General features: G+C 70.7%; 11 protein-coding genes and 3 pseudogenes. 2 read left to right on the forward strand and 12 right to left on the reverse strand.

The annotated features are described in order from the left end of the window. Positions 1 to 4 precede the first annotated feature (4 nt). The gene (locus ACFJGX_RS00930; RefSeq protein ID WP_382323022.1) at positions 5 to 331 is read right to left on the reverse strand and encodes a hypothetical protein; all 327 of its coding nucleotides are present in this window, start codon (positions 329 to 331) and stop codon (positions 5 to 7) included. Beyond that, a pseudogene (uvrA, locus tag ACFJGX_RS00935) lies at positions 331 to 6161 on the reverse strand (excinuclease ABC subunit UvrA). Before uvrA ends, ACFJGX_RS00930 begins: the two are co-directional and overlap by 1 nt. Positions 6162 to 6343: 182 nt before the next feature. Here uvrA and ACFJGX_RS00940 point away from each other — a divergent pair. Continuing rightward, positions 6344 to 7478: pseudogene (locus ACFJGX_RS00940) on the forward strand (ABC transporter substrate-binding protein). 69 nt (positions 7479 to 7547) lie between these two features. On the opposite strand, the gene ACFJGX_RS00945 reads toward ACFJGX_RS00940, so the two are convergent. From ACFJGX_RS00945 to ACFJGX_RS00960, 4 genes are all read right to left on the reverse strand, one after another. Beyond that, positions 7548 to 8513: a Bug family tripartite tricarboxylate transporter substrate binding protein gene (locus ACFJGX_RS00945; protein WP_382323019.1), complete on the reverse strand. Its 966-nt coding sequence runs from the start codon at positions 8511 to 8513 to the stop codon at positions 7548 to 7550. A gap of 142 nt (positions 8514 to 8655) precedes the next feature. Further along, the gene (locus ACFJGX_RS00950) at positions 8656 to 9096 is read right to left on the reverse strand and encodes a universal stress protein (RefSeq protein ID WP_291120538.1); all 441 of its coding nucleotides are present in this window, start codon (positions 9094 to 9096) and stop codon (positions 8656 to 8658) included. A gap of 92 nt (positions 9097 to 9188) precedes the next feature. Then, positions 9189 to 12035 carry a molybdopterin-dependent oxidoreductase gene (locus ACFJGX_RS00955; protein WP_382327562.1) on the reverse strand — a complete coding sequence of 949 codons (2847 nt, stop codon included), beginning with the start codon at positions 12033 to 12035 and terminating at the stop codon, positions 9189 to 9191. Beyond that, entirely contained in the window at positions 12032 to 13798 is a 1767-nt protein-coding gene (locus ACFJGX_RS00960) for an NADH-ubiquinone oxidoreductase-F iron-sulfur binding region domain-containing protein (RefSeq protein WP_382323017.1), read from the reverse strand. Before ACFJGX_RS00960 ends, ACFJGX_RS00955 begins: the two co-directional genes overlap by 4 nt. A gap of 68 nt (positions 13799 to 13866) precedes the next feature. On the opposite strand from ACFJGX_RS00960, the gene ACFJGX_RS00965 reads away from it, so the two are divergent. Beyond that, positions 13867 to 14937 carry a substrate-binding domain-containing protein gene (locus ACFJGX_RS00965; RefSeq protein ID WP_382323016.1) on the forward strand — a complete coding sequence of 357 codons (1071 nt, stop codon included), beginning with the start codon at positions 13867 to 13869 and terminating at the stop codon, positions 14935 to 14937. Positions 14938 to 15014: 77 nt separating this feature from the next. On the opposite strand, the gene ACFJGX_RS00970 is transcribed toward ACFJGX_RS00965, so the two are convergent. From ACFJGX_RS00970 to ACFJGX_RS00995, 6 genes and pseudogenes are all read right to left on the reverse strand, one after another. Next, positions 15015 to 15692 (reverse strand): 2-hydroxychromene-2-carboxylate isomerase, encoded by a 678-nt coding sequence (locus ACFJGX_RS00970; RefSeq protein WP_382323015.1) that lies wholly within the window; start codon positions 15690 to 15692, stop codon positions 15015 to 15017. Between the two features lie 22 nt (positions 15693 to 15714). After that, a complete protein-coding gene (locus ACFJGX_RS00975; RefSeq protein WP_382323014.1) occupies positions 15715 to 15942 on the reverse strand; it encodes a DUF1289 domain-containing protein in 228 nt (75 codons plus the stop codon). A gap of 4 nt (positions 15943 to 15946) precedes the next feature. Further along, positions 15947 to 16456 carry a YbaK/EbsC family protein gene (locus ACFJGX_RS00980; RefSeq protein ID WP_382323013.1) on the reverse strand — a complete coding sequence of 170 codons (510 nt, stop codon included), beginning with the start codon at positions 16454 to 16456 and terminating at the stop codon, positions 15947 to 15949. A 12-nt stretch (positions 16457 to 16468) separates the two neighbouring features. Beyond that, positions 16469 to 17111, reverse strand: a pseudogene (locus tag ACFJGX_RS00985) (LysE family transporter). 11 nt (positions 17112 to 17122) lie between these two features. Beyond that, positions 17123 to 18031 (reverse strand): hydroxymethylglutaryl-CoA lyase, encoded by a 909-nt coding sequence (locus ACFJGX_RS00990; RefSeq protein ID WP_382323011.1) that lies wholly within the window; start codon positions 18029 to 18031, stop codon positions 17123 to 17125. Positions 18032 to 18049: 18 nt separating this feature from the next. Then, complete coding sequence (locus ACFJGX_RS00995; protein ID WP_382323010.1) at positions 18050 to 18970, reverse strand: 2-hydroxyacid dehydrogenase; 921 nt, start codon at positions 18968 to 18970, stop codon at positions 18050 to 18052. Positions 18971 to 18993: the final 23 nt, after the last annotated feature.

An 18993-nucleotide genomic window follows, 5' to 3' on the forward strand; every position in this document is an offset into this window, starting at 1 on the left:
GCGCTCAGCCGCCGCGTTCGGCCTGCAACGCCGCGTCGCACCCCACGCCGGCCGCGATCCAGCGCCGCGCCAGCCGCTGGAACACCGGCGCCGCCCAGCGCCAGCGCGGGCCCAGCACGCCCCGCGCGTCGGTGATGGCGCCACAGCGGTAGACCGACAAGGCGCCGTCCCAGCGCAGCGCGTCGCACGCGCCCACGCGCTTGCGCGAAATCACCCGCCCCAAAGGACAAGGCTCGGCCAGGCAACACACCCCGCAGCCGTTGCACGGCGCGCCCAGAACCGGCTTGGCCGGCGCCTCGGCGTGGATGTGGATGACCTGGCCCTCGGGCATCACGTCCTGGCCAGCACCGGCCCCAGCACACGCCCGGTGTGCGTGTCCAGGCGCACCACCTCGTCGGGTGGCGCGGCGGCCACGATGCGGCCCCCGCCGTTGCCACCCTCGGGGCCCAGGTCGATGATCCAGTCGGCCTCGGCCATCACGTCCAGGTCGTGCTCGATCACCACCACGCTGTGGCCGCCGTCCACCAGGCGGTGCAGCACGCGAATCAGCTTCTCCACGTCGGCCATGTGCAGGCCCACCGTGGGCTCGTCGAGCACGTAGAGCGTGTGCGGTGGCTTCTGGCCCCGGCGCGTGACGTCGTCGCGCACCTTGCTGAGTTCGGTCACCAGCTTGATGCGCTGCGCCTCGCCGCCGCTGAGCGTCGGGCTGGGCTGGCCCAGCGTGAGGTAGCCCAGGCCCACGTCCTTGAGCAGCTGCAGCGGGTGGCTGATGTTGGGCATGCTGGCGAAGAAGTCCACCGCCTCGTCCACCTCCATCTGCAACACGTCGCCGATGCTCTTGCCCTTCCAGGTCACGGCCAGCGTCTCGGGGTTGAAGCGCGCGCCGTGGCAGACCTCGCAGGGCACCTTCACGTCGGGCAGGAAGCTCATCTCGATGGTGCGCATGCCCTGCCCTTCGCAGCCCGGGCAGCGGCCTTCGCCGGTGTTGAAGCTGAAGCGGCCGGGGCCGTAGCCGCGCGCCTTGGCCTCCAGCGTGTCGGCGAACAGCTTGCGCACCGTGTCCCAGAAGCCGATGTAGGTGGCTGGGCAGCTGCGCGGCGTCTTGCCGATCGGCGTCTGATCGACTTCGAGCACGCGGTCCACGGTCTCGAAACCACTCACGCTGGCGCAGCCGCTCCAGGCGGGGTGCTTGCCCTTGTCCATGGCGTCGCGCCCGGCCTTGGTGCTGCGCTGGCTCACGGCGGCGGCCACGTTGGTCAGCAGCACGTCGCGCGCGAGCGTGGACTTGCCCGAGCCCGACACGCCGGTGATGACCACCAGGCGCTGCAGCGGCACCGCGGCGTCGAGCTCGTTCAGGTTGTGCAGCTTCGCGCCGCGCACGCGCAGCCAGGGCGCGCTGTCGTCCAGCGCCGGCAGCACGCCACGGCGCGCCTGCAGCGGGTGCTTCATCGCGTGCAGCAGGTAGCGCCCGGTCACCGAGTCGGCGTTGGCCGAGAGGTCGTCCACCGACCCCTGGGCCACCACGCGCCCGCCGCGCTTGCCCGCGCTCGGGCCGATGTCGATGATGTGGTCGGCGCGGCGGATGGTGTCCTCGTCGTGCTCCACCACCACCAGGGTGTTGCCCTGGTCGCCGAGCTTGTGCAGCGCGTTGAGCAGGATGGCGTTGTCGCGCGCGTGCAGGCCGATGGTGGGCTCGTCGAGCACGTAACACACGCCCTGCAGGTTGCTGCCCAGCTGCGCCGCCAGGCGGATGCGCTGCGCCTCGCCGCCGCTGAGCGTGGGCGCGCCGCGGTCCAGCGTGAGGTAGTTCAGGCCCACCTCTTCGAGGAAGGCCAGCCGGCTTTCGATCTCGGGCAGCAGGTCGCGCGCGATGTCGGCCTCGCGCGCGCTGAGCGCCAGGTCTTGCATCAACCCTTGCACCCAGGCGCGCACCTCGCGCACCGAAAGGCGGGCCACGTCGGCAATGCCCACGCCGGCGAAACGCACCGAGCGGGCCTGCAGGTTCAGGCGCTTGCCCGAGCAGAACGGGCAGACCTCGTCCGTCACGCCATCCACCTCGGGTTCGGCAAAACTCTGCTCGCGGCCTTTTTCCTTGTCGTCGCGCACCGAATCGTCCAGCGCCTTGAGCTGGTCGCGCGAGAGCTTCACGCCGGTGCCCACGCAGTCGGGGCACCAGCCATGTTTGCTGTTGTACGAGAAGAGGCGCGGGTCGAGTTCGGGGTAGCTGGTGGCGCACTCCGGGCAGGCGCGCGTGGTGGAAAACACCTCCAGCTTGCCGAGCTCGCGCGTGGACCGGCCTTCGGCCAGCGCCTGGGCCAGGCCGTCCAGCGGCGAGAGCACGTGCACCTGGCCCTTGCCGATCTCCAGCGCCTTGGTGAGCTGCTGGCGCAGCGCGGTCTCGTCGTCGGCGCTGACCACGAAGTCGGCCACCGGCAGTTCGATGGTGTGCTCCTTGAAGCGGTCGATGCGCGGGAAGCCGGTGGTGGGCAGGAACTCGCCGTCCACCCGCAGGTGGGTGTGCGCGACGCGGGCGCGCCCAGTCGGCCAGCTCGGTGTACACGCCCTTGCGGTTGACCACCAGCGGCGCGAGCAGGCCGATGTGCCGGCCCTTGTAGCGCGCCAGGATGGCGGCGACGATGCTGTCGGGGCTTTGCGGCATCACGACCGCGCCGTCGTACATGCAGTGCTGCGTGCCCAGCTTCACGTACAGCAAGCGCAGGAAATGCCAGACCTCGGTGGTGGTGCCCACGGTGGACTTGCGGCCACCGCGCGAGAGGCGCTGTTCGATCGCCACCGTGGGCGGGATGCCATAGACCGCGTCCACCTCGGGCCGGCCCGCGGGCTGCACGATGCTGCGCGCATAGGCGTTGAGGCTCTCCAGGTAACGCCTCTGGCCTTCGTTGAACAGGATGTCGAAAGCCAGCGTGGACTTGCCCGAGCCGCTCACGCCGGAGATGACGTTGAACTTGCCGCGCGGAATGTCCACGCTCAGGTTCTTGAGGTTGTGCTCCTTGGCGTTGACGATGCGGATGGCGTGGGCGTGTGGCCCCTCGTTGCGCGCGCGCGCCGGCTGCAGGCCCTTGGCCCGGCCTTCGCGCACTTCGTGCACCTCGCCCATGGCCAGCGCGTACTCGCGCAAAGCCTTCGCGGTGTGGCTGCTGGCGTGTTCGCGCACGGCCTCGGGCGGGCCCTCGGCCACGATCAGGCCGCCCGCATCGCCGCCCTCGGGGCCCAGGTCGATCAGCCAGTCGGCCGAGCGGATCACGTCCAGGTTGTGCTCGATCACCACCAGCGAGTGGCCGGCGTCGAGCAGCTTGCGCAGGCTGCGCATGAGCTTGGCGATGTCGTCGAAGTGCAGGCCGGTGGTGGGCTCGTCGAACAGGAACAGCGTGCCCTTGCGCGCCACCGCCTGGCGGCTCGCGCTGCTGTTCTTCGAAGCCTCGGCCAGGAAGCCCGCGAGCTTGAGGCGCTGCGCCTCGCCGCCCGAGAGCGTGGGCACGGGCTGGCCCAGCTTCACGTACTCCAGGCCCACGTCCACGATGGGCTGCAGCACGCGGATCACCTCGCGGTCGCCCGCGAACAGCGCGGCGGCCTCGCTCACGGTGAGGTCCAGCACGTCGGCCACGTTGAGCGAACGGCCTCCGCGCTGGATCTTCACCTCCAGGATTTCGGGCCGGTAGCGTTTGCCGTCGCAGTCCGGGCAGCGCAGGTACACGTCGCTCAGGAACTGCATCTCCACGTGCTCGAAGCCCGAGCCGCCGCAGGTGGGGCAACGCCCGTCGCCGCTGTTGAAGCTGAACTTGGCCGGCGTGTAGCTGCGCTGGCGCGACAACGGCGCCTCGGCGAACAGCGCGCGGATCGCGTCCCACGCGCCCACGTAGCTCACCGGGTTGGAGCGCGCCGTCTTGCCGATGGGCGACTGGTCGACGAACACGACCTCGCTCAGGTGGTCGGCCCCGAGCAGGCGGTCGTGCGCGCCCGGGCTCTCGGTGGACTTGCCGAAGTGGCGCAGCAGCGCGGGCGCCAGCACGTCCTGGATCAGGCTGGACTTGCCCGAGCCGGACACGCCGGTGACCACCACCAGGCGTTGCAGCGGGAACTCGACCGACACGTCCTTGAGGTTGTGTTCGCGCGCGCCTTCGAGGATGAGGCGCGGCGTGCTGTCGGTGACCATGCGCTTGAAGCCCATGCCGATGGTCTTGCGCGAACCGAGGTAGGCGCCGGTGAGGGTGTCGGCCGAGCGGATCGCTTCGGGCGTGCCGTCGAACACGATCTGCCCGCCGCGCTCGCCCGGGCCCGGGCCCATGTCGATCAGGCGGTCGGCCGCGAGCATCACGGCCGGGTCGTGCTCCACCACCACCAGCGTGTTGCCCGCGTCGCGCAGGCGCAGCATGGCGTCGTTGATGCGCGCCATGTCGCGCGGGTGCAGGCCGATGCTGGGTTCGTCGAGCACGAACAGGGTGTTCACCAGCGAGGTGCCCAGCGCGGTGGTGAGGTTGATGCGCTGCACCTCGCCGCCACTGAGCGTGCGGCTCTGGCGGTCCAGCGTGAGGTAGCCGATGCCGACCTCGCACAGGTAGCGGATGCGGGTGTTGATTTCCTCGAACAGCAGGCGCAAGGCCTGGGCCTGGCCGGCGGCGGCCGTGTCGCTGCCCACGGGCGCCAGCGTGGCGTCGAGCGCGGCGAAGAAGCCGCGCAGCTTGTCCAGCGGCATCAGCATCAGGTCGTGCAGGCACAGACCGGGCATGGCTTCGAGCTGCGCGCGGCTCCACTTCACGCCCTGAGGCAGGTAGCGCTTCTGCGCGGGCAGCACCGCGTCGGCCTGGGCCTTGCTGCCGATGCGCCAGAGCAGGCTGTCGGTCTTGAGGCGCGCGCCGTGGCAGCTCGGGCACTCGGTGTAGCTGCGGTACTTGGACAGCAGCACCCGGATGTGCATCTTGTAGGCCTTGCTCTCCAGGTACTCGAAGAAGCGGTCGACGCCGTACCACTGCTGGTTCCACTTGCCGTTCCACAAGGGCGAACCGGCCTTCACCCAGTGCTGCTGCTCGGGCGTGAGCTTGGCCCAGGGTGTGTCGCGCGGGATGCCGGCGGACTCGGCGTGCCGCATCATGTCGTCCTGGCATTCCTTCCACGCGGGTGTCTGGAACACCTTGACCGCGCCGGCGCGCAGCGTGAGCTTGTCGTTGGGGATGACCAGGCCGTAGTCCACCCCGATCACGCGCCCGAAGCCCCGGCAGGCCTCGCAGGCGCCCACCGCCGAGTTGAACGAGAACATCGAGGGCGTGGGTTCGCTATAGCGGATGTCGCTTTCCGGGCAGTGCAGACCGGTGCTGAAGCGCCAGATCTCGGGCTCGCCTTCTTCGGCCAGCACATAGACCATCAGCTTGCCGCTGCCGCGCTTGAGCCCGGCTTCGATCGCCTCCATCGCGCGCGCCGGCTCGACCGTGCCGATGCGGAAGCGGTCGGCCACCACGTCGAGCACCTTGACCGATTCGCTGCGCCACCGCCTTGGCCTTGCCCTTGGCGGGGGTCTTGGCCTCCACCGGCGCCACCTCGCGCTGCACCACCCGCTCGGCCTGCACGCGGGTGTAACCGCTGGCCGAGAGCCACTGCTCCACTTCCTCGGGCGTGGTGCTGGCCGGCAACTCCACCGGGAAGGTCAGCACCAGGCGCGGATCGCCCTGGCGCGCCGCGCGCGCCTTGAGCTCGGCATAGATCGATTCGGGCGAGTCGTGCCGCACCGGCAGCGCCGTCTCGCGGTCGAACAGGTCGGCGCCGCGCGCGAACAGCAGCTTGAGGTGGTCGTTGAGCTCCGTCATGGTGCCCACGGTGGAGCGCGAGGAGCGCACCGGGTTGGTCTGGTCGATCGCGATCGCTGGCGGCACACCGTCGACCCGGTCGACGGCCGGTTTGTCCATGCGGTCCAGGAACTGGCGCGCGTAGGCGCTGAAGGTCTCGACGTAGCGGCGCTGGCCTTCGGCGAACAGGGTGTCGAACACGAGGCTGGACTTGCCCGAGCCGCTGGGCCCGGTGACCACGGTGAGCTCACCCGTGCGGATGTCGAGGTCGAGGTTCTTGAGGTTGTGCTGGCGCGCGCCCCGGATGCGGATCAGCCCGGAGCCGCCTTCCGTCGGGTGGTCGCGCCCTTCGGCCTCGGACACGGTTGAAATCGCGCCCACGGGTGGATCGGCGGGCAGAAAAGGCATCGGACATGCATGGGCTCCAGAGGGGGACGCAAAGATTCTACGGAGGGGTGTGACAAAACATCGGTGCGGTAGGTCATATCCACAATTTCCCGCGCCCGCGGGCTGCATAGACTCGGCTCACCCAAGGAGACGCCTATATGAAACGGATTCGCTTGTTTTCAAGCCCGGTCTGGACCGCCTGGGGGCTGGCCGGGCTGCTGGTGTTCGCGGCCCCCGCCTGGGCCCAGCTGCGCGTGGGCATGCCCTCGGGCTTCAGCGGCTCGGTGGCGGCCGGGGTGAAGGAGAACCACGAGGGGGCCCAGCTGTACTTCGACACCATCAACGCGCGCGGCGGTGTCAACGGCCAGAAGATCGAGCTGATCACGGTGGACGACAAGTTCGACCCCAAGGTCACGGTGGAGGTGGCGCGCGAACTGGTCACGAAACAGCGGGTGCTGGCCCTGTTCCTGAACCGCGGCACGCCGCATTCGCAGGCCCTGCTGCCCATGCTGGCCGAGCTCAAGGTGCCGCTGGTCGGGCCGAGCACCGGCGCCATGGCGCTGCACCAGCCGGTCAACCCCTGGGTGTTCAACGTGCGCGCCACCTACCAGCGCGAGGCCGCCAAGGCCATCGAACACCTGGCGAGCATCGGCATCACGCGCATCGCGGTGCTGGAGACCGACGATTCCTTCGGCGCCGATTCGGCGGCCGGGGCGCTCAAGGGCTTCGACAAGGCCAAGCTCAAGCCGGTGCTGCATGAAAAGTTCCCGCGCGACAAGCCCGACTTCACCGAGCTGTCCAAGCGGGTCAACGAGAGCAACGCGCAGGCGGTGATGGTGATCGGCTCGGCCGGCAACACCGCCAACGCGGTCAAGGCGGTGCGCACCGCCGGTTCGCGCGCGCAGGTGGTCACGCTCTCGAACAACGCCTCGGACGGCTTCATCAAGCTGCTGGGCGAACACGCCGCGCGGCGTGATCGTGACGCAGGTGTTCCCCAACGAGCGCTCGGTGGCCTATGGCCTGATCAAGGAAGCGCAGGAATTCGCCAAGGCCAAGGGCCTGGCGGGTGTGTCGCCCGCCATGATGGAAGGCTACGCCGCCGCCAAGGTGCTGACCGAAGGCCTGCGCCGCGCCGGCCCGAATCCCACGCCCGTGGCCCTGCGCGACGCGCTGGAGAACCTGAAGAGCTACGACCTGGGTGGCCTGACCGTGCATTACAGCCCGAGCAACCACACCGGGCTGGATTTCGCCGACCTGTCCATCGTGGACGCCAGCGGCAAATTCCGCCGCTGACCCAAAAAAAAGACGCGGCACCGGGCGGCGCCGCGTCAACACCCCACAAAGGGCCCCTTGCGCGCCGGGCTACAACATGCCCGACAGGAACAGGATCGCCGTCGTGGCGGCGTACTCGAATTCGACGAAGGCCTCGAAGTCCCGGCCCGTGGTGAACGCGGGCGTCCAGCCATGGCGCTCGGCGGGCTGCCGCCAGGCCGGCGACTTCACGGCCTCGGCCACCGCCTGCGTGAGCGCGGCGCGCTGAGCGTCGCTGATGCCGGGCGCGCCGTAAACGCCGCGCCAGTTGCCGATGGTGACGTCGTAGCCCTGCTCCTTGAGCGTGGGCACGTCCGGCAAGCCGGGCAGGCGTCGTTGCGCGGTCACACCGAGCAAGCGCAGCTGGCCTCGGGCGATGCCCTGGGCCAGTTCCCCGTAGCCACCGCCCACCACATCGATCTCGCCCTTGAGCAGGGCGGCCACCGCGTCCGCGCCGCCGCCATGGGGCAGGTAGCGGATCTCCCGCGGCGGCACGCGCAGGCTGCGCGCGAACATCGAGACGGCGATGTGCTCGGTCGAGGCCTTCGAACCGCCCCCGAAGCGCACGCTGCCGGGGGCCTGGCGCAGCCGCTCGGCGACGGCGCCCAGCGACCGGATCGGGGAGCCGGCGGCCACGGCGAAGGCGCTGTACTCGCTGGTGAGGCGCGCGATCGGCGTGCACTGCTGCAGCTGGCGCAGCGGGGTCTTCGACGACACCAGGCCACCGATCATGACCGCGCCCATGATGAGCAGGGCATTCGGCTGACCCCGCGCCTCCTGGACGAAGGCGGCCAGGCCCAGGGTGCCCGCGGCGCCGCCCTGGTTGTCGTAGGCGGCCTCGCGGTAGCGCCCGGTCGCGACCATCGCCGCACCGAGCGCGCGGCCGGTGGCGTCCCAGCCGCCCCCCGCGCTCGCGGGGATCAGCACGGACAGGCGGTCCGCGCCGCTGGCGCGCGCGGGCAGGCAAGACGCCGCCGCCCAGCCACCCAGTGCCATGAGGAATTGATTGCGCCGCATGTCTCCTCCGGTGTGGCGCGGCACGGCGCGCCATCTGTGGAAGAGATGCTAGGAAGCCCCGCTGTCAACTCGCTGTCAGCGGGTCAGGCAGGGGCCCCATCCAAGGGTTCACCCCGATGGGCAGGCGCCGAACGGTCGGCCCTCAGCCCTTGACGATCAGCACCGGCACCTTGGCGTGCGTCAGCACCTTCTGCGCCACGCTGCCCAGGATCAGCGCCTTCACGCCCTGGCGGCCGTGCGAGCCCATCACGATCAGGTCGCAGCCTTCGGCCTCGGCCGTTTCGATGATGCCTTCGTAGACCACGTTGCGTTCGATGGTGTCACCCGCCGCGAACACCACGCCCTGGGCCTCGCAGGCCTGGCGCACCGCGTCCAGCGCCTGGCCGGCCGCGCTCTTGGCTTCGGTCAGGTAGGCCTGCAGGCCCACGGCCGAGGCGTCGCCGATGCCGATGTACGGAAACGGGTCGATCACGTTGACGCCGATGATCTGCGCGTTCAGGCTCTTGGCCAGCCCCAACGCGACCGTGGTGGCCTGCGCGGCCAGCGTGGAACCGTCGGTGGGCACGAGAATTTTCTTGAACATGGTGGCTCTCCTTGCATGAGATGTGAACCGCCCCACCCGTCGGGCGGAGGGTTCATCGTAGGAGCCCCGTCAATCTGCCGCGTTGAGGCAGGTCAATGCCGGGCCGGATCTCGCGCGGCCACGACGGGCCGCACGTCCACCGCACAGTACTTCAATTCCGCGATCTTGCCCACCGGGTCCAGGGCGGGGTTGGTGAGCAGGTTGGCCGCGGCCTCGGCGTAGGCGAAAGGAATGAAGGCGGTCTCGCGTGGCATGCCGTCGTCGATCCGCACCGGCAGGGCCACCTCGCCGCGCCGGGAGCGCACCTGCGCTTGCGCGCCTGCCCACAGCCCGAGCCGCCGGGCGGTCTCGGGGTGCAGGCTCACCACGGGGCTGGGTTCGAGCGCGTCGAGCACGCCGCTGCGCCGCGTCATGCTGCCGGTGTGCCAGTGTTCGAGCTGGCGGCCGGTGATGAGCACCATGGGGAATTCGGCGTCGGGCTGCTCGGCCGGCGGCGTGAGCACCGCCCCCACCAGCGAGGCGCGGCCGCTGGGCGTGGGGAAGCCGTCGGTGAACACCACCGGCTGGCCGGGGTCGGCGTCGTCCGCCACCGGGTAGGTGACCGCGCCCTCGCGGCGCAGGCGCGACCACGACAGGCCGGCGATGCTGGGCATGAGGGCGCGCATTTCCTCGAACACCGCGCCGATGCCCTGCGCGGCGTCGTCCGTCCCGCTGCCGTCGGCGGCGACGCCGTAGGTCCAGCCCAAGCCGAGGCGGCGCGCGAGCTGTTCGGTGATCCAGGCGTCGGCGCGCGCGTCGCCCGGCGCGGGCACGGCCTTGCGGCCGAGCTGCACGCAGCGGTCGGTGTTGGTCACGCTGCCGGTTTTCTCGGGCCAGGCGGTGGCGGGCAGCACCACGTCGGCCAGGCTGGCGGTCTCGGTGAGGAAGATGTCCTGCACCACCAGGTGGTCCAGCCCCGCGAGCGCCTCGCGCGCGTGGGCCGCGTCGGGGTCGCTCATGGCCGGGTTCTCGCCCTGGATCAGCATGGCGCGGATCTCCTTGCGGTGGGCCGCGTCGACGATCTCCACCACCGTGAGGCCGGGTTCGCTGCGCAGCGTGCCGGGCGCGAGGTGCCACAGGCGCTCGGCCTTCTCGCGCGCCGGGCCGTCGGCCACGCGCTGGTAGTCGGGCAGCACCATGGGGATGAGCCCGGCGTCGCTCGCGCCTTGCACGTTGTTCTGGCCGCGCAACGGGTGCAGGCCGGTGCCGGGCCGACCGATCTGGCCGGTGACCAGCGCGAGCGCGATCAGGCAGCGCGCGTTGTCGGTGCCGTGCGTGTGCTGGCTGATGCCCATGCCCCAGAGGATCATGGCGTTCTTCGCCGTGGCGTAGGCGCGCGCGACCTCGCGCAGCGTGGCCGCGTCGATGCCGCAGACCGGCGCCATCGCCTCGGGCGAGAAGTCCACCAGGTGGGCCTTGAGCTGCGCGAAGTCCAGCGTGTGGGCTTCGATGTAGGCCGGGTCGGTGAGGCCTTCGAACACGATGGTGTGCAGCAGCGCGTTGAGCAGGGCCACGTCGGTGCCGGACTTGAAGCCCAGGTGCTTCCAGCTGTGGCGCGCGAGCTCGGTGCGGCGCGGGTCGGCCAGCACCAGCTTCAGGCCGTTTTTCTTCACCGCGTTCTTGATCCAGGTCGCGCCCACGGGGTGGTTCTGCGCCGGGTTGGCGCCGATCAGCAGCACGAAGTCGGCGAACTGCACGTCGCGCAGCGGGTTGGTGACCACCGCCGAGCCCAGGCCTTCCATCAGCGCGGCCACGCTGGAAGCGTGGCACAGGCGGGTGCAGTGGTCCACGTTGTGCGTGTCGAACGCGGTGCGGATCAGCTTCTGGAACAGGTAGGCCTCTTCGTTCGTGCCCTTGGCCGAACCGAAGCCGGCCACCGGGCCCTGGCGCCCGCGCGCCGGTGTCGCGGCCAGGGCCTGGCGGAAACCTTCGGCGGCGGCGTCCAGCGCCTCGTCCCAGCTGGCTTCGCGGAAGCGCTCGCGCACCTGCTCGGGCGTGAGGCGGCGCAGCTCGCCGTGCGGGTCCTTGGGCACGCCGGCGCGGCGGATCAGCGGGCGCGTGAGGCGCTCGGGGCTGTGCGCGTAGTCGAAGCCGAAGCGGCCCTTGACGCACAGGCGGCCTTCGTTGGCCGGCCCGGCGATGCCTTCGACGTGTTCGATCTTGTCGTCGTTGACGTGGTAGGTGAGCTGGCAACCGACGCCGCAGAAGGGGCAGACCGAGTCGACCTGCTGCTGCGAGGGTTTGGCGAAGGCGCCATTGGCCGGCGCGATGGCGCCCGTGGGACAGGCCTGCACGCACTCGCCGCAGGCCACGCAGGTGCTGGCGCCCATGGGGTCGTTCTGGTCGAACACGATCTGCGCGTGGCCGCCCCGGAAGGCCAGGCCCAGCACGTCGTTGCCCTGGGTCTCGCGGCAGGCGCGGATGCAGCGCGTGCACTGGATGCAGGCGTCCAGGTTGACCGCCATCGCCGGGTGGCTCAGGTCGTGCGCGGCGGCGGCGCGCGCGGAGAAACGCCCGGGCAAGGCGCCAGCCACCTCGGCCCAGTGCGCCAGCTCGCTGTCGAACTTGAGCGCGGCGGTGTCGGGCGCGTCGGACAGCAGCAGCTCCAGCACCGTCTTCTGCGCGGCGCTGGCGCGGGCGTTGTCGCTGTGCACCACCATGCCGGCGCTGGGCGCGCGGCAGCACGAGGGCGCGAGCACGCGCTCGCCTTCGATGTCGACCACGCAGGCGCGGCAGTTGCCGGGGCTGCGCAGGCCGTCCTTGTGGCACAGGTGCGGAATCTCCACGCCCGCGCGCTGCGCGGCTTTCAGGATGCTCTCGCCGGGCGCGGCTTCCAGCGCGCGGCCGTTGAGGGTGAAGGCGATCGGCGTCGCGTCCAGGGGCAGGTCGTCGGTCTTCATGCCGCACCTCCGGCGTTCACTTCATGGGCAAAGAAGCGCAGCACGCTATCCACCGGGTTGGGCGCGGCCTGACCCAGGCCGCAGATGCTGGCGTCGCGCATCACCTGCGAGAGCTCACCGAGCAGCGGCGCGTTCCACACCGGCGCCTGCATGAGCTGCACCGCCTTCGTGGTGCCGGCGCGGCAGGGTGTGCACTGGCCGCAGGACTCGTGCTCGAAGAACTGCATGAGGTTGAGCGCGGCGCCGCGCGCCGTGTCGTGCTGGCTCATCACCACCACGGCCATGGAGCCGATGAAGCTGCCGTGGTCAACCAGGGTGTCGAAGTCCAGCGGCACGTCGGCCAGCGAGGCCGGCAGGATGCCGCCCGAGGCCCCGCCCGGCAGGTAGGCGTAGAGCGTGTGGCCTTCGGCCATGCCGCCCGCGTGTTCGTTGACGAGCTCGCGCAAGGTGATGCCGGCGGGCGCCAGGTGCACGCCCGGCTTGTTGACGCGGCCCGAGACCGAGAAGCGCCGCAGGCCGGTGCGCCCGCGCAGGCCCTCGCCGGCCAGCCAGGCACCGCCCTTGGCCAGGATCAGCGGCAGCCACCACAGCGTTTCGGGGTTGTGCGCCAGCGTGGGCCGGCCGAACACGCCGTGCATCGCCACGATGGGCGGCTTGAGCCGCGGCAGGCCGCGCTTGCCTTCCACCGATTCGATCAGCGCCGACTCTTCGCCGCAGATGTAGGCGCCCGCGCCGCGCCGCAGCTCGATGCGCGGGGGCGTGTAGCCGGGGTGCTGTTCGATCAGCGAGCGCAGGGTGGCGTCGAGCCGCGCGAGTTCGCGCGTGAGCAGTTCGCGCACGTCGTGGTATTCGTCGCGCAGGTAGATCCAGGCGTGCGAGATGCCCACCACCTCGGCGGCGATCAGCAGGCCTTCGAGCATCTGCGGCGCGCCGGCCTCGGCGCTGCTGAGCACCTGCCAGTCCTTGAAGGTACCGACCTCGCCTTCGTCGATGTTGACCACCATGTGGCGCGGGCCGGGCTGGGCGCGCACCGTCTCCCACTTGCGCCAGGACGGAAAGCCCGCGCCGCCCAGGCCACGCAGGTTGGAGGCTTTCAATTCGGTCAGGACCTGTTCGGCGCTGAGCGCACCCGCGAGCAGGCTTCGCAGCTGTTTGAATTCAGCGGCGGCTGGCTCGGGCAGCTGGCGCGGCCCGGTCTCGCCGCTGGCCAACAGCTCTTGCACGCCAGCCACGCTGGCCTGCGGCAGCTGGCGCTGGCCCACGCAGGCGGCCGGCGCCACGTGGCACTGGCCGATGCAGGGCGCGGCCTGCGCGCGCACCGTGTCATCGCCCGCCAGCGCGGTCTGCAGATCGGCCAGCAGTTCCTCACCGCCGGCCATGGCGCACGAGAGGCTGGTGCACACGCGCACCACGGTCCGTGGCACGGGCGCGGCGTCGTCCACGATCTCGAAGTGGTGGTAGAAGCTCGCGACCTCGAACACCTCGACCTGGCTCAGCCGCAGGCGCTCGGCCAGCGCGGCCAGGTGGCCGTGGCGCAGCGCGCCCTCGGCATCCTGCAGGCGGTGCAGGTGTTCGATCAGCAGGTCGGCGCGCGGCGCCAGGCCATCGCACAGCGCGGCCACGCGCTCGCGTGCTTCGGGTGAGGTCTGCCGCCCCTTGGGCGTGTGGCGCGCCTTGCCGCGCCCCATCGCCTCGATCGGGCGGATGGGAATCACGGGGCTGGTGGGGCGCTCGGGGGTCTCGTGGGCCGTCGTTCTGGTCATTTTTTCAGCGTAGCACCGTATGGGTTGTTTTAATATGTTTGACAGTTCATAAAGTCGGGCTTCCCCCCATGCTGCGCATCACCCTCCAACCCCAATGGCGCATCGCCCAGGAAGACGGCCCCGCGCTCGACGCCAACACCTTGCTCGGCCTGCTCGCGGCCGTGCAGGGTTCGGGCAGCATCTCGCAGGCCGGGCGCGAGCTGGGCCTGTCGTACCGCCACGCCTGGGGCCTGCTGCAACAGGCCGAGCAGCTGTTCGGCCAGCCGCTGCTGGTGCGCGGGCGCGGGCGCGGCTCGGCGCTCACGCCGCTGGGTGAAAAACTCATCTGGGCCGATGCGCGCATCGGTGCGCGCCTGCAGCCCTTGCTGGAGTCGCTGGCCTCGGAACTCGAAGGCGAGCTCGGGCGCGTGCAGCGCCGCCAGCGCGCCGTGCCGCGCCTGCACGCCAGCCACGGCTTCGCGGTGGCCGCCTTGCGCGAGCAGCTGGCGGCGCGCCAGGTGCCGGTGGAGCTGCGCTACCGCAGCAGCCTGGAGGCCGTGGCCGCGCTCGCGCAGGGCGACTGCGAGCTGGCGGGCTTTCACGTGCCGCTGGGCGAGTTCGAGGCCGCCGCCGCCCGGCGCTACCTGACCTGGCTCAAGCCCGACCAGCACCTGCTGGTGCAGTTGGCGGTGCGCACGCAGGGGCTGTTCGTGGCGGCGGGCAACCCGCTGGGCCTGCGCGGGCTGGCCGACCTCGCGCGGCCCGGGCTGCGCTTCGTCAACCGGCCCGAGGGCTCGGGCACGCGGGTGTTGACCGACCTGCTGCTCAAGCGCGAAGGCATCGCGCCGCAGGCGGTGGCGGGTTACGACAACACCGAGCTTACCCACGCCGCCGTGGCCGCCTACGTGGCCAGCGGCATGGCCGACGTGGGCATCGGCGTGCAGACCGCCGCGCACCGCTTCGGCCTGCATTTCATTCCGTTGCTGAAGGAGCGCTACTTCTTCGCGCTGCCGGCCGACGCGCTGGACCGCGCCGAGCTGCGCCCGGTGCTCACGGTGCTGCGCTCACCGGCGTTCCGCGCGCGCGTGGCCGCGCTCAAAGGGTATGAAGCCGCCCACACCGGCGAGGTGATGGGCGTGGCCGCTACTTTTCAAACTTAAGAGCCCCCACGCTCCGTCGCTGCGCGGGTCGCTGCCCCCCAAAGGGGGCTGGGCCTGCCTTGGGAGCGGCCCGGCGGCTAGCCCGTCTGAGACCGGCGCACGCCTTCGGGCCGCTGCGCCGCCGCGCCCCACTGGGTCTCGAACCAGCTGTCGCCGTCCAGGTAGGCGCGCAGCATGGGCAGGGCGTCCTGTCCCCAGAACACGCGGCCGTCCACCACCATCGCCGGCACACCGAACAGGCCGAGCGCGAGCGCCTCGTCGGTGTTGGCGCGCAGGCGCTGCTTGACCACCTCGCTGTCGGGCGCGTTCCACGGCTTGCCGCGCTGCGCCATGTGGTCCTGCAGCAGGGCCTGCAACGCGGCCAGCCGCGCCGGGTCGGCGGCGTCGAGCCCACCGCGCCAGACATGGCGGAACAGCAGCTCGGTGACGTAGCGGTTGGTCTCGCCCGGCGCATCGTCCGTCGCGCAGGCCAGGCCCAGGCGCAGCAGGGGCAGCGGGTTGAACGGGTGCGCGGCCGGCATGTCGAGCGCCACGCCGTGGTGGTGCCCGAGCCAGCTCACGTGGCGGTAGGTCCAGTCGCGCTTGGCCGGGACCTCGGCCGGGCCCAGCTGGCCGTGCGCCTTGAGCAACGCGGCGAACAGCACGGGCCGGTAGCGCACCTGCACGCTGTGGCCCATCAGGGCTTCGGGCAGGCGCTCGAACGCCAGATGGGCGTAAGGCGAGATCGGGTCGTAGAAGAAGCGGATGTCGGTCATGAAGATCTCGTGTGCGAAGGCTTCAAGGCGCCAGCTGCCGGGCTTCGATCTGCTGCCAGATCACCAACTTGTCCGCATCGCTGGCACGGCTCCAGAAACCGATTTCTTCCAGCGTGCGGAAGCACCCCTTGCAGCGGCTGCGGGCCTCGTCCATTTCGCACACCGAGATGCACGGCGAAGGCACGCCCGGGCGCAAACCGGCGCGGCGGCGGGCGGCCTGCAGGGTGATCGTGGGGGTCTCCAGGCTCATGGGGTCAGGCCACCACGGTGACGTCGTGCACCGGCGCGCCGGTCAGCGACTGGAGTTCCACGGGGCTGAGGCGGAACACGGCGTGCGGGTGGCCGGCCGCGGCCCAGATCTCGTCGAAGCGCGAGAGCTGCGCGTCGATCAGCGTGACGGGCGCCACCGCGTGCGCCAGCGGCGAGACACCGCCGATGGAAAACCCGGTGCGCGCCTTGACGAAGTCGGCGTCGGCCCGGCCGAGCTTGCCGCCATCGGCGCAGACCAGGGCCTGCACCTTCTTCTCGTCCACCCGCAGGTCGCCCGAGGTGATGACCAACACGGCCGCGTCGTCGCTCTTGCGGCGGAAGATGATGCTCTTGGCGATCTGGCCCAGGGCCACGCCGAGGGCGTCGGCCGCCTGCTGCGCCGTGCGCGCGGCGCCGTCGAGCATCACCGGGCCGTGGGCATGGCCCGCGTCCTGCAGCACGCGCGCCACGCGCTGCACGGTCTCAGGCAAGGCCTGCAATTCGGCTCCACACATGGTTGCGGTCCTTCAGGCGGCGCGTTTGACGAGCAACAGGCTCGCGCCCATCGGCCATGAGCACGCCGCCGAACACGCGGTTCTGCGCGCGCCGGGCGCGGGCCGTGGCCAGCCAGCGCTGGGCGCGCGAGGCCAGGAAGGCGTAGCCGTGCATCACGATCAGATCGACCACCACCGTGGTGGCCAGCAGGATCAGCAACTGCAGCCAAAGACCGCGCGTGGGGTCGATGAACTGCGGCAGCACGGCCACCATGAACACGATGCCCTTGGGGTTGGTCACGTTGGTGAAGAAACCCATGACGAAGCGCTCGCGCGCCGAGGGCACGGCCACCTGGGCCGGTGCCGCCTCGTCCGCCTCGGGCACCACGCCCACGCGGGCGCGCCACTGGTTGAAACCGAGCCAGATCAAGTAGCCCGCGCCAGCGAACTTCACCACGGTGAAGGCGGTGGCCGAGGCCAGCAGCAAGGCGCCGACGCCCACACCGGCCACCAGCAGGATCACCGCCAGCCCCAGTTGCAGGCCCGCGATGGTCGTGCTGGTTTTCTTCACGCCATAGACCAGGCCGTGCGTCATCGACAGCACCGCGCCCGAACCGGGCGAGAGCGCGATGGCCCACGAGGCCACGAAATACGCCATCCAGACTTGCAGCTCCATATTGCTTTCCTTCAGCCCGCGCGCTTGGCGAGCAATGCGCGGGCCACGCGCGAGCCGGTGGGCCGGCCGAGCTGTTCGCTGATGTAGACGCCGGCATCCACCAGCGCGTCGAGGTCGATGCCGGTGGCGATGCCCATGCCGTGCAGCAGGTAGACCACGTCTTCGGTCGCCACGTTGCCGGTGGCGCCCTTGGCGTAGGGGCAGCCGCCCAGGCCGGACACGGAGGACTGGAAGTTCCAGACCCCCATCTCCAGCGCGGCCAGGGTGTTGGACAGCGCCTGGCCGTAGGTGTCGTGGAAGTGGCCCGAGACGTCGTCGATGCCGTAGTGCTTGAGTGTGGCCTCCAGCGCGGCCTGCACCTTGCGTGGCGTGCCCACGCCGATGGTGTCGGCCACGTCCACGCGCTGCACGCCGATGCCCTTCATGAGCCCGGCCAGGTAGGCCACGCGCTCGGGCGCAATCTCGCCTTCGTAGGGACAGCCCACGGTGCAGCTCATGGCGCCGCGCACGGCGATGCCGGCCGCGCGCGCGGCCTCGACCACGGGCGCGAAGCGCTCGATGCTCTCGGCGATCGAGCAGTTGATGTTCTTCTGGCTGAAGGCCTCGCTGGCCGCGCCGAACACGACGATCTCGTCCGGCTTGTCGGCCACGGCAGCCTCGTAGCCCTTGAGGTTGGGCGTGAGCACCGAGTAGCGGACGCCGCCCTGGCGCCGGATGCCGCCCATGACCTCGTGGTTGTCGGCCATCTGCGGCACCCACTTGGGGCTCACGTAGCTGGTGACCTCGATCTCTTTCAGCCCGGCGGCCTGCAGGCGGTGCACCAGCTCGACCTTGACGGCCGCAGGCACCGGCTGCTTCTCGTTCTGCAGCCCGTCGCGGGGGCCGACGTCGATGAGCTGGACGCGGGAGGGCAGTTTCATGGGGGTCTTTCGAGGGGGTCAGTACCCGCGCACCGGATCGACCACGCCGGCGATCGGGTCCCCGCGTTCGAACGCGAGGATCTTGCCGGCAATCTGGGCGATGCTTTCTTCGCGCAGCGTGCGCGCCGAGGTGTGGGGCGTGACCGTGATTTTCGGGTGTTTCCAGAAACCATGCTGGGCGGGCAGCGGTTCGGTGCGGAACACATCGAGCGTGGCGCCGGCCAGGTGGCCGCTCTCCAGCAGTGCGAGCAGGTCGTCTTCCACCAGGTGGTCGCCGCGCGCGACGTTGATGACATAGGCCTCGGGCCGCAGGCGCGAGAGCGTCTCGCGGTTGAGGATGTCGCGCGTGTCGGGCGTGAGCGGCAGCAGGTTGACCAGCACCCGGCACGACGCCAGGAAGCTGTCGAAGGCCGCGTGGCCCGCGTGGCCGATCACGCCGTCGATGACCTTGGGCGAGCGGCTCCAGCCGTGCACCGGGAAATCGAACTGGCGCAGGGCCAGGGCCACGCGCTCGCCCAACACCCCCAGACCCATCACGCCGACGGGGAAATCGGCCCGCAGGCGAGGCTTGCGGTACGACCAGCGGCCCTGCGCCACGTCGGCTTCGTAGGCGTCGAACTCGCGGAAGTGGCGGATCACGGCGTGGCACACGTACTCGGCCATCTGCACCGACATGCCGGCATCGTCGAGCCGCACCACCTTGGCGGCGGGCGGCAGCTTGAGCTTGAGCAGCGCGTCCACGCCCGCGCCGATGTTGAACAGGCCCTTGAGGCCGGGCTGTTCGTCCATGAATTGTTGCGGCGGCGCCCAGACCACGGCGTGATCGGCCTGGGGCGCGCCGGGTTGCCATTCGGTGACGTTGGCCTGCGGCAGGGCCAGGCGCAGATCGGCCAGCCAGGGGCCGACCCGGGTGTTGACGCAGCAGAAAGTGATGTTCATGCGGCGAGCTTACGCGGCCTCGC

Source organism: Hydrogenophaga sp. UC242_50 (genome assembly GCF_042697355.1).
Lineage (GTDB): Bacteria > Pseudomonadota > Gammaproteobacteria > Burkholderiales > Burkholderiaceae_C > Hydrogenophaga.

Excerpts from the sequence above, each read along its gene's own strand:
- ACFJGX_RS00930 (WP_382323022.1), bottom strand. The coding sequence starts at position 331 with ATGCCCGAGGGCCAGGTCATCCACATCCACGCCGAGGCGCCGGCCAAG.
- ACFJGX_RS00945 (WP_382323019.1), bottom strand. The coding sequence starts at position 8,513 with ATGCGGCGCAATCAATTCCTCATGGCACTGGGTGGCTGGGCGGCGGCG.
- ACFJGX_RS00960 (WP_382323017.1), bottom strand. The coding sequence starts at position 13,798 with ATGACCAGAACGACGGCCCACGAGACCCCCGAGCGCCCCACCAGCCCC.
- ACFJGX_RS00950 (WP_291120538.1), bottom strand. The coding sequence starts at position 9,096 with ATGTTCAAGAAAATTCTCGTGCCCACCGACGGTTCCACGCTGGCCGCG.
- ACFJGX_RS00970 (WP_382323015.1), bottom strand. The coding sequence starts at position 15,692 with ATGACCGACATCCGCTTCTTCTACGACCCGATCTCGCCTTACGCCCAT.
- ACFJGX_RS00965 (WP_382323016.1), top strand. The coding sequence starts at position 13,867 with ATGCTGCGCATCACCCTCCAACCCCAATGGCGCATCGCCCAGGAAGAC.
- ACFJGX_RS00995 (WP_382323010.1), bottom strand. The coding sequence starts at position 18,970 with ATGAACATCACTTTCTGCTGCGTCAACACCCGGGTCGGCCCCTGGCTG.
- ACFJGX_RS00975 (WP_382323014.1), bottom strand. The coding sequence starts at position 15,942 with ATGAGCCTGGAGACCCCCACGATCACCCTGCAGGCCGCCCGCCGCCGC.
- ACFJGX_RS00990 (WP_382323011.1), bottom strand. The coding sequence starts at position 18,031 with ATGAAACTGCCCTCCCGCGTCCAGCTCATCGACGTCGGCCCCCGCGAC.
- ACFJGX_RS00980 (WP_382323013.1), bottom strand. The coding sequence starts at position 16,456 with ATGTGTGGAGCCGAATTGCAGGCCTTGCCTGAGACCGTGCAGCGCGTG.
- ACFJGX_RS00955 (WP_382327562.1), bottom strand. The coding sequence starts at position 12,035 with ATGAAGACCGACGACCTGCCCCTGGACGCGACGCCGATCGCCTTCACC.